The sequence below is a fragment of the Vibrio sp. 10N.261.51.C6 genome (genome assembly GCF_041471785.1).
Classification (GTDB): Bacteria; Pseudomonadota; Gammaproteobacteria; order Enterobacterales; family Vibrionaceae; genus Vibrio; species Vibrio crassostreae_C.
In genome coordinates this window covers 1-14,144 of record NZ_JBFRPB010000072.1, presented here as the reverse complement: position 1 = coordinate 14,144, position 14,144 = coordinate 1, and the positions used below count along the sequence as shown (strand labels likewise).

Genomic DNA, 14,144 nt, shown 5'->3' with positions numbered 1-14,144 from the left:
TTTAACTGATCGGCATTACTGATAAAGGGCTTTTTTAATATCCTCAGATCCAAAGACACCTTCAGCCTTCGAATGTTTAAACACCGCCAAAACATATCGAATACTCGAACTCTCCTACGTTCGCTCTATGTCCCCCTCTATGTCCCGACAGCCCATCACTCTGAATTATCCTTCACCCGCCCCTAAAACAACTACTGCATATACTTTTCTCTGCCTAAAAAGCATCGACTTATTCCCAAATGATGACAAAACCCGAACAATTGTAAATTCATTGTAAAAATCTCTTTGTTGGCATTATTTTTATGTATAGGATTGTCAGTAGGGCTTGGTAGTCCGAATACCATAGTCTTATTGGTGCACATACCAAAAGGATATCCATATAAAGCAAGATCAGTACTTATATTTATTTCGTTTTTCGACCTAGCTACAGCCGTTTATGTTGCCGTCGAATGAAGTAGATATACCGCTGAAATATACAAATCAAATAGAAAACAAACACAACAGCAACAAACATAATTTATTAAAAAGACAGGGAAAACCATGAAAAACATACGTGAATTATTTTTTGGGTTTATATTATTGTTTAGTTCCAGTGCATTTGCAGAAGAAGGATCATTTAACCAAGCTATCAGCAACTTAAGTCAAAGTGTTGATGGTTTTTTCAACGAATACACAGGTTGGTTCGTTGGGCTGATATTTAAAAGTGTACCGATTGGTGAAGCTAACTTCCCAGTGATTGTTGGCTGGCTGTTGCTCGCTGCGATCATATTCACTGTTTATTTTGGCTTTGTTCAATTTAAACGTGTCGGCATGGCGATAGACATTATCAAAGGTAAGTATACCGATCCTAACTCTAAAGAGGACGGCGAGGTTTCTCACTTTCAAGCGTTAACAACGGCGCTTTCTGGTACTGTCGGGCTTGGTAACATTGCCGGTGTAGGTGCTGCACTTGCGATTGGTGGCCCTGGCGCGACATTCTGGATGATCTTGTGTGGCCTTCTGGGTATGGCTTCTAAGTTCTGTGAGTGTACCTTAGGTGTGAAATACCGAACTATCCTACCTTCAGGTGTTGTTTCGGGTGGTCCAATGTACTACCTAAGCCAAGGTCTGGGTGAAAGAGGTTTAGGCGGACTAGGTAAAGTGCTCGCTATTGGTTTCGCATTAATGTGTATTTTAGGCGCATTAGGCGGCGGTAACATGTTCCAAGCTAACCAAGCACACGCCATGTTAACTTACGCATTTGATGTACCAAGTGAATACGGTGTGATCACTGGCCTTGTACTTGCCTCTTTAGTTTTCTCTGTGATTGTTGGTGGTATGCCTTCTATCGCATCGGTAACAGAAAAAGTTGTTCCTTGGATGGCTGCTCTGTATATCGGTATGGCTCTGATTGTTATCGGTTCTAACCTTGATCAAGTTGGCCCTGCGTTCAGCGCAATCTTTACAGGTGCATTTACTGGTGAAGGTGTTGTTGGTGGATTTATTGGTGCGCTAATTCAAGGCTTGAAACGTGCAACATTCTCGAACGAAGCAGGTGTAGGTTCAGCAGCTATCGCTCACTCAGCGGTTAAAACAAAAGAACCAATCACCGAAGGTCTAGTATCACTATTAGAACCGTTCGTTGATACGGTAATCATTTGTACAATGACCGCATTGGTTATCACTATCGCTGGTTTAAACGTAGGTCCATTCGATGGCTCTGGTTTAACGGGTGTAACGCTGACTGCTGCATCGTTTACTGAAACGGCAGAAGTATTCAAATACACACTCGCTCTCGCAGTAATCATGTTTGCGTTTTCTACCATGATCTCTTGGTCGTACTACGGTCTTAAGGCTTGGACTTACCTATTTGGTGAAGGTAAAACAACGGAACTGATTTTCAAAGTGATGTTCTGTGTGTTTGTTGTTATTGGTGCCACGATTCAATTTGGTGCGGTAATCGACTTCTCTGATGCGGCTATCTTTGCGATGTCTATCTTCAACATTCTTGGTCTGTACTTCTTGATGCCAGTTGTGAAGAAAGAACTGCAATCGTTTGTTGCTCGTGTGAAATCAGGCGAAATCAAAACGTATGAGAAATAACGTTTAGTGGAATGAGGTTTTGCTCTAGTAGCTAACTGCATTCTAAGAAACGACACAGCTCTAAAAACGAAACTGTTCTAAAAATTTTTGTAAGACCCTTTGCTTGAGAAAGCGAGAACAGGACTGCAACTTATCCAAAATCCCTACCAGCTTGGCTTGTGGGGATTTTTTATGTCTGAACGATTAGGCGAATAACTACCTTCAATGCCCTGCTCACTCTTTTCACTCTGTTCATCATCGTGTTCAACATCGACACGACGAACCAACTCTTCTACTTTGATCATCTCTTTTTGCGCTAATGGCGAGCGACAATCATCGAAACAATAAGCTATGGTGCAGTTCTCACAAAGATACTCTGGCATCACTCCATCCCTTTTCGTCAAAGCAGCCAAATGCGAGCTAGCAATCGACTGCGTGTTCATCCTGAACAACACTATTATGCAGCGACTCTGAGCTGAAAATATGTATGCAAAGTCATTTAATAGACAACAAGTAACATATCATTGTGGATATACGTAACTATTCACAAATATCTAAGCAAACAATGAAAACACGCAAATAATCAATAATGAGAAAGCACCGGATCTATGCTCTCGACAAACGCAAAACGCCCACATCACGTGTGTGATGTGGGCGTTTCAATATTTAGTGCAAAACTAACGTTAGGTTGGTAAAGCCTTCGGCTTATAGACCCATCTCTTCAGTGAGAGTTTTGATCTGTTTGAGGTCCATGGTGTGGACTTCAATCATTTGTCTTATATCACTCAGTCGAGAGTTAGCGTTATCTTGCTTCTCACACGCGTCAGATTTCGCATCCCATGATGTGCCATCTAAGTAAACATCACACGCTTTCTTAAGAGAACCAAGATTCTGCTCGAGTTGATCTCTTTCTTTCTCAAGTTTTTCAAGTTCTTGAGAAATCTGTAATTCTTTTCGGAAAACTTCACGCGCACGCTCAAACAAAGTCGATTGCATGTCAGCCTGACGATTAAGTTTCTGGTTGTCTTGCTGAGTTTGCTCTAACGTTTGCTTCTGTTCATTTAGCTGTTGCTCTAACGAGTAGTTCGCCTTCTCTAAAACCGAAGACTGCTTCGCTAATTCCTGGAGCTCTTTTTGATGCTCTTCCGTTTGTTTCACTAGAGCGGCTTCTACTTTCGCATCGATTTCGGTATCAACTTTTGCCACTTTAGTTTCAACGGATGTCATCAACTGTGCTCTGCTGTCATGCAGTTCTTGATAACGAGTTTCGAGTACCTGGTAAGTGGACTCCCACTTAGAAGCCGTAACTGTAGAACCAATTAAGCCACCCAGTGCTAAACCTATAACCGCAGCAATGCCGATATAGAGCTGACTGCGCTTATCGCGTTCTTCTATAACAACCACTTCATCTTGTTCGCTTTGTCCAGATTGCTGGTTCACTAGCGGGTACTCCAAAAAATTTATTTAACGTTACGCGGTCACTGACACGAATGCCAATACTGATTGTGAAGGCTCAGTTAAACCTATCGCTCAAGCCAGAAGCACTTAAGCTTTACTAACACATTCATCCCACCTGTTTACAGGCAGGCTTAACGAGTTAACTCCGAAATCATCAAGCTGGCAGTATACAAAAGGAAACTGCTAACGATAACTATCACTACCCATTTTTGCAGTTTTTCGTTTGTCCGGTAACGAAATAGTACAAATGCCAAAGCCAATAAAAAAACAATCGCTATTAGTCGAGTCATAACTCCTCCTTGTTTCTCTATTTTATACCATTTAAATAAGTAAGTTACGTCAGAGACTCGTTGTTTGATCATTTAGTTGAACAACATTTGTGCAAACAGATATTTTGTAGCTGACATCACATTTTATATGATCTAGGATACGCCTACAGATTACCTAATTATTTAGGTAATTGTTCCGATGAAGACTGCAGGAGAGTGGTTTTTAACTAAACATTAACATTTAGTTAGATTGACCCGCCGAAGAAGTAAATCTTTCAGGTGCTTTATGCTGGAGAAATCCAGAAAAGTGAGGACTGTCGTTGGAGGAACCTCTGGAGAGAACCGTTAGATCGGTCGCCGAAGGAGCAAGCTTAGTGCCCGTTACTTATCTATAAGTGATTCGCTAAGTGAAACTCTCAGGCAAAAGGACAGAGGAGTGGAAAGCAACAGCCTTAATTAACACAAGAATTCTATCTAGAAATCCGTATGTATTAAGTAGTGCCCCCGATCCCTGAGATCTGCACTGCCTTCCCTCTTCTCCTTAAATTTTTAATTTATTAAGGGGAATCTATGAACCACCTACAAGCTACACTACAAACCATCAACCAATTCGTTTGGGGACCACCACTGCTTATTCTGCTAGTGGGTACAGGTATCTACTTTACTTTTCGCTTAGGCTTACTCCAGTTTAGACACCTCCCAACTGCACTGAAAATGGTGTTCAGCAAAGACAAATCCGGTACGGGTGACGTATCGAGTTTCGCCGCTTTGTGTACTGCACTTTCAGCGACCATTGGTACAGGTAACATCGTTGGTGTAGCGACCGCAATCAAGATTGGTGGCCCCGGCGCCCTTTTCTGGATGTGGCTTGCCGCTGTATTTGGTATGGCGACCAAATACGCAGAATGTCTACTTGCCGTTAAATACCGTAGAACTGATAGCAATGGCGAAATGGTTGGCGGCCCAATGTACTACCTGCAATACGGTGTCGGCTCGCGAATCTTGGCGGTAATGTTCGCTGTCTTCGCGCTCGGCGTTGCTTGCTTCGGTATCGGTACCTTCCCGCAAGTCAACGCTATCTTAGACGCAACTCAAATCTCATTTGGCGCTTCTCGTGAGCTGTCTGCTGTCGTTCTTACGATATTAGTGGCGGTGGTAACCCTTGGTGGTATCCAATCTATCGCTAAAGTAGCAGGGAAAGTTGTTCCTACTATGGCGGTTATGTACGTCGTAGCGTGTTTAAGCGTTCTGATTTCAAATGCAGACCAACTACTGAATGCCATTACCCTTGTTGTAACTTCTGCGTTTACCAACACAGCAGCAACCGGTGGTTTCTTTGGTGCGAGCATCATGCTTGCTATCCAATCAGGTATCGCTCGTGGTGTGTTCTCGAACGAATCTGGCCTAGGTAGCGCACCAATGGCTGCAGCAGCGGCTAAAACAGACTCATGTGTGAAACAAGGACTTGTCTCTATGACAGGTACCTTCTTCGACACCATCATCATCTGTACGATGACAGGTTTGGCGCTTATCTTAACGGGTGCTTGGCAGACTGATCTTTCAGGCGCTGCGATGACCACTCACGCATTCGCTGTTGGTCTGAATGCAGATACCCTTGGCCCTATGTTGGTTTCTGTTGGCTTAATCTTCTTTGCGTTTACAACAATTTTAGGTTGGAACTACTACGGTGAGCGCTGTGTTGTGTTCTTGCTAGGTACCAAAGCTGTATTGCCTTACAAGATCATCTTCATTGCGTTGGTGGCTTCTGGTGCATTCTTAAAGCTCGACATGATCTGGATAATGGCTGATATCGTGAACGGCCTAATGGCAATTCCGAACCTAATCGGGCTTATCTTGCTGCGCCACGTTGTTATCGAAGAAACCAAGCTATTCTTCAAACCGTTGACGTCTTCACATGATTGTGAAGCAGTTAAAGCGTAAACTGAAGTGATTGAATACCAAGCCCGCACTCAACTGCGGGCTTTTTTATTTTCATCACATAGCGAAACGTCTTAAATTATTATGCAGCACATATGCCCTTATAAATAACAAGAATATTAAATCGACTACTATGCGATTTAATAAAGCGAATAGTAGACTACTAAAAAGGACACTAATAAAACCAACACTTAATTAGATATTACTTATATTTAACAGATTGTGTGTTGGTGTCAGGCGTTTTGTCACAAACATATTAAATTTCTTTTTTGTTTCAACGACACAAAAAACCAGAAGAATAAAACATGTGACTTTAATTCATATATTAGTCAGTTTATAGTCATCTACATTGTAGAGAGAATTATAATAAAAATAAAACGTTGGCTATATGATCAGATTCGACCCGATTAAAAACCGTATTTATAACGATGAACGTTCTATTAAAGTAGGATACCGTGAAACTCGGGTCCTGGAGTTATTACATAAAAACTCACCCGATATTGTTAACAAACAAGATATTATTAGCTTCGCTTGGGGAAACGAGTTCATAGGGGATACGTCACTAGCGAAAAGTATAAGTTTACTGCGCCAAGGGTTCGTTAGATTAGGCATCAAAGAAACCCCAATCGTCACCGTTCCTAAGGTGGGCTATCGCCTTATCGATGAGTGCGTGGTAATCGACTCCCCCATCAATAATGCAGCCACAACTCCCCTTGCTGATGCGAGCAACCTGATACCCGTCGGCAATAACGGTATTGCTATCGGTGCAGCTGTTGCAGTCGAACCTAAGCCTAACCCTAAACAAAGTTCGTCGGCTTACTTTCCCACTGCTGAAAACCGAAACAAGTTATGCTACTTCACCACTGGCTGCTTACTGTTGGCATCAGCGTTATTGGCTTTTGCTAAGGTTAATGAGATAAACCTCAGCGATATCAAACCCGTTAACCGGCTCAGCGAGCAATGGATAGGTCAAATACAAGTTTTCCAAGCCCCTGAAATGGCGATGACGCCAGAGCTAGAAAGCATTCTCTATCAGTATCAATGTGATTGCGTGGCGTACATTAGCGAAGAAGCGGAATATTCTGAGCTCTCTATTCTGAACAAAGCCACACGCCAGTCCGTCAACATCTTTTACACGCCAACCCAACTAGATCAAGCCAGTACCGAACTGGCCCTATTCCTAGAAAGAGGTCAATTATGATGCCAATCGTTGCGCTCATTTCTGCATTCGTTTTATTGGTTGGCATATGGAGTATCCCTTCGCCCCAACCAAAAGAAGAGCATCGCTACCAACATAGCGTGGTGGACCTGATAGTGAATGACAATGTATTACGTACCGACGGATTAACGAAAATAAGTAACAACAAGGTGCTGCACCTGATGTCCGTTCAAGACGACAACATGCCCGACCCACTTGTTCTGCGATTCAGAGGAACAGCCCGTCCTTCTCAATCACTTTTCTTTTCTATTTCTGGCACCATTGACTTAGTCTCTGTGCAAAAAATAAATAAAACAATGAATGACAGCCGATTGGCGCCTTACCTGTTAATCAACAATGACCCATTAACGGTAAAGATTGATATCTTAAGTTCGAATGATTTATTTGCCATCATTAAAACGTGTAATACAGGCCGAACGCAACTTCTGGCCAAACGATAATTAGAGATAGTTTAACCACTAGCAAAAAGTGCCCTATTATCAAGTAGCAAGCTTTTCCGATATTACACATAAAAAACGGATGGTTATTTTCATTATTTTATTAGTAATACAATTATTACAGTCTTCCTTACTTTAAGTGTTTGCATTTTAAAACCGATAGCAAAGCAAAATATTCAAGTTAGATTTTTACTCTTTGTCACTCACTACCTGCCCACCTTAAAACTACGAGTATTGTGAATGGTTATACCTGTTCTTCTAATTAACCATTCATACAAACGCCAAAAATAACGTCAAATAATTTTGACGTCTAAGCCCGAATAATGGGCCTTCATTTTTCTAAAAACGGTTTGAGCCCCATCAAACAATTTACGTTCAGTTGCATACTCTTTCACCGTAAAAACACTAATGACAATACAAGCCATTGAATTAACTGGGTAATTTAATTCAACCCTTTTCAGTATCTATCTATTTATCAACATGAAAAAGTGAACTTGTCTTGTTAACTGCACGGCACACAAAACATTATCAAAATAGAAAAATTACAAATGAGGGAATTGTTAATGATCACAGTAAACAGAAGTCTCTTAGCAACCGCAGTGTTGTCTGTTCTATCAACCGGTGTAAATGCGAAGATTTACCCAGACCAAATAGTGTTTGACCAACTTGGTGAAGATGTCTGTCGCTCTGGTTATCGTCCTATAGACCGTTATGAAGCAGAAGAGCAGAAGAGTACTTTGGTCGCTCGCATGGGCACTTGGCAGATCACCGGGTTAAAAGGAAACTGGGTAATCATGGGGCCGGGTTATCATGGCGAAATTAAGCAATCAAGCAGTGGGTCAACGTTCTGTTACCCAAACAACGACCAATCTGAAATCCCTAACTATTCCGCCAAATCGGTTCAGGAAGGCAGCGAAATCGATGTTCAGTATGAATTAGTGAACAACCGTAACGACTTTGTACGCCCATTAAGCTACTTAGCCCACAACCTAGGTTACGCTTGGGTTGGCGGTAATAACAGTCAGTACGTGGGCGAAGACATGACGATAAAGCGCTCTGGCAACAGTTGGGTAATACAAGGAAATAACAATGGCTCTTGTAGCGGCTATCGCTGTGATGAAAAAACCAAAATCACCGTCGACAATTTTGCCTACACCGTTAACGACGACAACTTTTGGCATGGTGATGTTGTCGAGTCGGATCGTGAACTAGTGAAAACGGTTTACGCGACGGCAAGAAACAACAGCAACATCGCGCAACAAGTGGTGGTAGACCTAAAAGTAGACGAATCAACAAACTGGTCGAAAACGAACAGCTACGGATTCTCACAGAGCGTTCAAACAGAGAACACATTCAAGTGGCCTTTGGTTGGCGAAACTAAGCTCACCGTTAAGTTCGAGGCTAACCAAAGCTTCGCTGAAACAAATGGCAACTCCACTAGCGAACAAGTAACACTTCAAGCTCGTCCTATGGTTCCTGCGAATTCGGAGCTACCGATTCGAGTTGAGCTGTATCGTTCAAGCATCTCTTACCCGTACCGATTCAACGCCGATATTAGCTACGATGTTGAATTCAACGGCTTCCTTCGTTGGGGTGGCAACGCGTGGCACTCTCATCCAGATAACCGCCCGTACAAGGCTCATACCTTCACCATGGGCCGTGGCAGCAGTGAATCTGCCGACATTCGCTACCAATGGGATCACCGTTACATCCCAGGTGAAACTAAATGGTGGGATTGGGGCTGGGCGATTAAAGAAGCTGGCTTATCAAGCATGCAATACGCGACTGGCGGAAGCTTACGCCCCTTCCACTCTTACGTGTCTGGAGATTTCTACGCTGAATCTCAATTTGCAGGTACTATCGAAATTGGACAAGCAACACCAATTACTAACAATCTACGCAGCAAAAGAAGTACTGATTCCGTCAACGAATCTACTGAGCGCATTGGCGACATCGAAGTTACCACCAACTTTAACGCCGATGAGTTGAGTGACTTAGGTTTCGAAGGTGCTGAGATGAACATTAGCGTCGTTGAATAACTGCGCTGTAGAATAAGATCGGTACAAAGATCTACCAGTAATAAAGCACAAAGCCCACGACACATCGTGGGCTTTCATATATTCATGTTCAACTGAAAACGGTGAACTACACAAGCTCTTCCATCAGAAGCTTAACACCCAGCCCAACCAGCACCATGCCCGTCACGCCTTCCATCCACTTCATAAAACTCGCGTTTTTGAGCAAATTTTTAGCCGAGTTAAGCGCGCCAGCCAAACCACATTGCCATACCATCGCAATCATAAAGTGTACCGAAGCCATCAACATAGATTGCAATAAAGGCGAACCTTCAGGGTTTACAAATTGAGGTAAAAAGGCCAGATAGAAAACTGCTGTTTTTGGGTTAAGAACGTTAGACAGAAAGCCTTCACGCAAAGAACGCTTTGCACTGTAAGCCTGCTGAGCTTGTTCTCCGACCTTCAAACCGCCACCGTTTTTCATCAACGCTCGCAAACTGCTTAGGCCAAGCCAGATGAGGTAAACCGCACCTACCATCTTAACGGCTTGAAAGAGTTCAGCGGATTGGGCGAGGATTGCAGATATACCCACAGCAGAGAAAAACGCGTGTACATACAAGCCGCTACAAATACCAAAGCTCGTCATACAACCGTCAGCTAAGCCAGAGCGGCTAGTATTGCGAATCACCAAAGCCGTATCTAAGCCCGGCGTTAGCGTTAAAATAGTGATGGCAATTAGAAATGCCTCAAAGTTCAAAATATCCATATCATTGTCATTTTTGTTCAGCGATCTATCATCAATACCGTGTATCTGAACAATTCGCAAGCAACAATTGCCACCAGCTATACAACTCACTGATTTTGTGCACAATAGAACAGTTTGATTTGTTAAGAAATAGTAAATTCAAGGCATCGTACCGCCTCATGCTTTTCTCGCTATATCTTCGACTGCGAAGGTCGGCGTCATTAAAAAGCAAAGCCATAATCAAAGTACACGAGATGAACCTTAACGCTGACGCAGCCCTAAGGATCATTTAAAGAAACCAAATTAAGAGTAGTCAAATGAGCGCATTCAAAAAACTAGTCGAACACTCTCAAAAATGTTCACGCTTTCAACACCTAGCTTCTATTTGTGGTTGGGACCAAGCTTCAATGATGCCAGCAGGTGGTAACCAAGCTCGTAGTGAAGCGATGGCCGAGCTTTCTGTTCATATTCACGGCTTAATGACTCAACCACAGCTTGGCGATTGGATTGCAGACGCTGAAAATGAAGCGCTGAACACTGAGCAACAATCGTCACTTCGTGAAATAAAACGCCAGTGGCAACAAGCAAACCTACTTCCAGAAAAACTGGTTGAAGCGAAATCTCTATCGGGTTCAAAATGTGAACATGCGTGGCGTAGCCAACGCGGTAACAACGACTGGGTTGGATTCGAAAAGAACTGGCGTGAAGTGGTTGAGCTTTCTCGTGAAGAAGCGCAGATTCGCGCAGACGCAGCCAATCTAACGCCTTATGATGCGATGCTGGATATTTATGAACCGGGCACCAGCTCTACTTCACTTGATACCCTATTTGCAGACGTTAAAACTTGGCTTCCAGGTTTAATTGATGAAGTGATCGAAAAACAATCGAGCGAGCAATTTAACGCACCATCAGGTATCTATTCGACCGAGAAACAGAAAGCACTGGGTTTAGAAGTCATGAAGCTGCTTCAGTTCGATTTTGAACACGGCCGATTGGATGAAAGTGTTCACCCATTCTGTGGCGGCGTGCCTTCAGACGTGCGTATCACAACACGCTATGACGAAGCGGAATTCGTTCAAAGCTTAATGGGTATTGTGCATGAAACAGGCCACGCACGTTACGAACAAGGCTTACCAAAACACCTAGCAGGACAACCAGCGGGGGAAGCTCGTTCTATGGGCATTCATGAATCTCAATCTTTATTCTTCGAGATGCAAGTCGGCCGCAGCGACCCGTTCATTGGACACTTAGCGAACTTGGCTGGTCAGCAATTCTCAGGCTCAGAATTTGAGAAAGAAAACTTCCAGAAGATCTACACGCGCGTGAAGAAAGACTTCATCCGTGTTGATGCCGATGAACTGACCTACCCTGCACACGTTATCCTGCGTTACGAGATTGAGCGTGACTTGATCAACGGCAAGATCAAACACACTGACGTGCCAGAGTTATGGAATACCAAGATGCAGTCTTACCTTGGTTTAAGCACTCAAGGCAACTTCACTAACGGCTGTATGCAAGACATCCACTGGACAGACGGCGCATTTGGTTACTTCCCATCGTACACATTAGGTGCGATGTACGCGGCGCAGTTCATGGCTTCAATGAAGAAAACGGTAGATATAAACTCTGTGATTGAAAGCGGTGACCTATCCCCTATCTTCACTTGGTTAGAATCAAACATTTGGAGCAAAGGCAGCCTGCTGACCACTGATGACTTGGTGAAAGGTGCAACGGGCGAAACCTTGAATGCGCAATACTTCAAAGACCATTTGAGAAGTCGTTATCTGTAGATAAAACGCCCAACTACATTGAAGGTTTCTACTTGCAGAGCTTGCTGTGTAAGTAGAACCAAGCTGAAAAAAGCATAGTACAAGTATTGTAAGTCAAAAGTCACAATTATGGCTGAAGGGTAGCTTTGGTTCTAACTAGAAAAGGGGCACTTCTGAGTTACGAAGTGCCATCTGTGAAGGTTCTGGACATTTCCGAGTTGCGTTTTATCTAATTTAGTAAGTCATGAATTAACAGAAGTATGGCAACTCGCTTAGTCGAGTGTCCAGTATCACTGGTGCAGATCAGTTATCATATTTTAAGTAAATCACTCTAGAAAGGAAGTGAAACCTATGAATTTTAGTTTTGAACAACTTCTCGCGTTCGTGACCGTTTATGAACAACTCTCGTTTAGCAAAGCCGCGGTCAAACTCAATAAGCACCGAACTACGATAGGGCAGGTGATTACCAACCTTGAAGACCAACTAGCGGTCAGTTTGTTTGAACGAGTGGGGCGTTCGGTAGAGCCAACTGAAGATGGTCACCTTCTTTATCACAATGCTAAATTAACCATCGAGCAAGCGCGTACTTTCGATAAATTGGCGCTAAGCCTCTCTTATGGTGGATTAGAAAGCGTCAACATCGCTTATTCTAGTGTGATTCCTCATCGCGCTTTGGTTGAAATCCGCCAGCAATTTCTTCGCGATTTTCCGCTAATGCGCGTGAACTTTTTTGTTAGGAATAAACAGGACATCAAAAGAGGCATAGATAGTGGCGAATACCATTTTGGTATCGTCAATGTGCATGACCGTCAGGCGATGTATAGCTTTGATGCTACTTTCCTTGGCCATTTCGAATTTCTCCCTTTTGTTCAAAAAGGTGGAGATCTATCTAGGTTGGAGAAAAGTGCAGTCTTGGTGGCTCTGAAAAACAGCAAACAATTTGTCTTACGATCTTTTATTGAAGAAGGTATGTCAGAGAAGATTATTTACAGCTCAGACAATGAAGCAATCGATCAACTTGCCCTAGTGATAAAGATGGTCGAAGCGGGGTTGGGTTGGGCGTTACTGCCTAAAACCTTTGCTAATACTGAGTTTGCCAATCATGCTATTGAGCCAGTTGAAGCCGATGAGATGCTAGAGGGCTTCAAGTTTGGCTTCGCGCTTTGGTGTCCACATTCCAAACAAATTGTTGATATTAAAAAGTCGTTAATCACCGTGATAAACAATTATCGCAAGCGATTTGAAGATGGTCTCCGTCGTTAACTCATAGACTCATCCAATTTTTTAACAAGGTTCAATTAGAGCCTTGTTTTCGTTTCAGTTAACTTTAAGTTCGAGTTTTGATGGATTACACCCTTTATATAAGAGTGTGAGGTATCAAGCTGACTATCTCTTCAGTCATGTCACTTTCCCTGTACCTTTAAATAATATAAAAGATATCATACAGTTTAGTAAGAAATTAAGATTGTCGCAGCAGTGAAACTAAATAGATAGCTCTCGTTTCATGCAATTAAAGTCGGAGTTCATCATTCTTATTATGGTAAATGGGTAAATTAGCTACCAAAAACAACCCTCAGACCGCCTCAAACGCTCTCAGCGAGGATTTTGGGCTTGTTCAAGGCTATGCTCATACTACCTTGTATGTGTGTGACTCTTTCAGTGCGATTTACAGAGCAAAAACTAACGAATTCGTTTGAGTCAAGAACTGTACTCTGCCCCCACTTTTCGTACTTTGTGAGTTAAGTCGCCCCGTTAGCAAGAATTTGGACAGCCGCAACTACCTTAAAATGCAGGTCACATTCTCCACTGGACGGACGGCGCATTCGGTTACTTCCCACCTTACACATTAGGTGCGATGTACGCGGCTCAGTTCATGGCTTCAATGAAGAAAACAGTGGATGTGAACTCAGTGATTGAAAGCGGTGACCTATCCCCTATCTTCAATTGGTTAGAATCGAACATTTGGAGCAAAGGCAGCCTGCTTACTACTGATGATTTGGTGAAAGGCGCAACCGGTGAAACCTTGAATGCGCAATACTTCAAAGACCATCTAAGAAGCCGTTACCTTTAATGGAAAAAATTGATAGAGGCTGATCAGTTTATTGCTTCAGCCTTTTTAATCTCATTTTCAAAACATACTTAGGTTGATTCGAAGGCTTTATCCCTTCATCGAACTTAACAATCACGGAAGATTCTGGTACCTACTAGCACGAAATTGTCGGATAGACGGCAC

10 protein-coding genes, 1 pseudogene and 1 riboswitch are annotated in these 14,144 nt (G+C 42.9%); of the genes and pseudogenes, 8 read left to right on the top strand and 3 right to left on the bottom strand.

Translation table 11 applies throughout. The annotated features are described in order from the left end of the window. The first annotated feature begins 540 nt into the window (after positions 1–540). Positions 541–2,082: a sodium:alanine symporter family protein gene (locus AB4375_RS19315; RefSeq protein WP_017059723.1), complete on the top strand. Its 1,542-nt coding sequence runs from the start codon at positions 541–543 to the stop codon at positions 2,080–2,082. 143 nt (positions 2,083–2,225) lie between these two features. On the opposite strand, the gene AB4375_RS19310 is transcribed toward AB4375_RS19315, so the two are convergent. Together AB4375_RS19310 and AB4375_RS19305 are read right to left on the bottom strand one after the other, a co-directional pair. Then, positions 2,226–2,444, bottom strand: coding sequence for a hypothetical protein (locus AB4375_RS19310; protein WP_017066270.1), 219 nt, complete (start codon positions 2,442–2,444; stop codon positions 2,226–2,228). A gap of 322 nt (positions 2,445–2,766) precedes the next feature. Continuing rightward, positions 2,767–3,501, bottom strand: a complete 735-nt coding sequence (locus AB4375_RS19305) for a chromosome segregation ATPase (RefSeq protein WP_017059725.1) — start codon at positions 3,499–3,501, stop codon at positions 2,767–2,769. A 609-nt stretch (positions 3,502–4,110) separates the two neighbouring features. Then, positions 4,111–4,230: riboswitch (glycine riboswitch) on the top strand. Positions 4,231–4,358: 128 nt separating this feature from the next. Between AB4375_RS19305 and AB4375_RS19300 the strand changes: the two genes are divergently transcribed. The 4 genes from AB4375_RS19300 (at position 4,359) to AB4375_RS19285 (ending at position 9,421) form a co-directional block, all read left to right on the top strand. Further along, positions 4,359–5,729 carry a sodium:alanine symporter family protein gene (locus tag AB4375_RS19300; RefSeq protein WP_017069350.1) on the top strand — a complete coding sequence of 457 codons (1,371 nt, stop codon included), beginning with the start codon at positions 4,359–4,361 and terminating at the stop codon, positions 5,727–5,729. A 385-nt stretch (positions 5,730–6,114) separates the two neighbouring features. Continuing rightward, the gene (locus AB4375_RS19295; protein ID WP_017069349.1) at positions 6,115–6,927 is read left to right on the top strand and encodes a winged helix-turn-helix domain-containing protein; all 813 of its coding nucleotides are present in this window, start codon (positions 6,115–6,117) and stop codon (positions 6,925–6,927) included. Further along, positions 6,924–7,385, top strand: coding sequence for a hypothetical protein (locus AB4375_RS19290; RefSeq protein ID WP_017059728.1), 462 nt, complete (start codon positions 6,924–6,926; stop codon positions 7,383–7,385). The genes AB4375_RS19295 and AB4375_RS19290 overlap by 4 nt, the downstream gene beginning before the upstream one ends. Before the next feature lie 560 nt (positions 7,386–7,945). After that, entirely contained in the window at positions 7,946–9,421 is a 1,476-nt protein-coding gene (locus AB4375_RS19285) for an aerolysin family beta-barrel pore-forming toxin (RefSeq protein ID WP_017063796.1), read from the top strand. A 106-nt stretch (positions 9,422–9,527) separates the two neighbouring features. Here the strand turns inward: AB4375_RS19285 and AB4375_RS19280 are convergent, their stop codons facing one another. Then, positions 9,528–10,163, bottom strand: a complete 636-nt coding sequence (locus tag AB4375_RS19280) for a LysE family translocator (protein WP_372052335.1) — start codon at positions 10,161–10,163, stop codon at positions 9,528–9,530. Positions 10,164–10,459: 296 nt separating this feature from the next. Here AB4375_RS19280 and AB4375_RS19275 point away from each other — a divergent pair, with 296 nt between their 5' ends. The 3 genes and pseudogenes from AB4375_RS19275 to AB4375_RS19265 form a co-directional block, all read left to right on the top strand. Continuing rightward, positions 10,460–11,932: a carboxypeptidase M32 gene (locus tag AB4375_RS19275; protein ID WP_017066275.1), complete on the top strand. Its 1,473-nt coding sequence runs from the start codon at positions 10,460–10,462 to the stop codon at positions 11,930–11,932. A gap of 330 nt (positions 11,933–12,262) precedes the next feature. Next, on the top strand, positions 12,263–13,174 hold the full coding sequence (locus AB4375_RS19270) for a LysR family transcriptional regulator (protein WP_017069525.1): 912 nt from the start codon (positions 12,263–12,265) through the stop codon (positions 13,172–13,174). 538 nt (positions 13,175–13,712) lie between these two features. Continuing rightward, positions 13,713–13,982, top strand: a pseudogene (locus AB4375_RS19265) (carboxypeptidase M32); the annotation flags it as partial. Positions 13,983–14,144 lie beyond the last annotated feature (162 nt).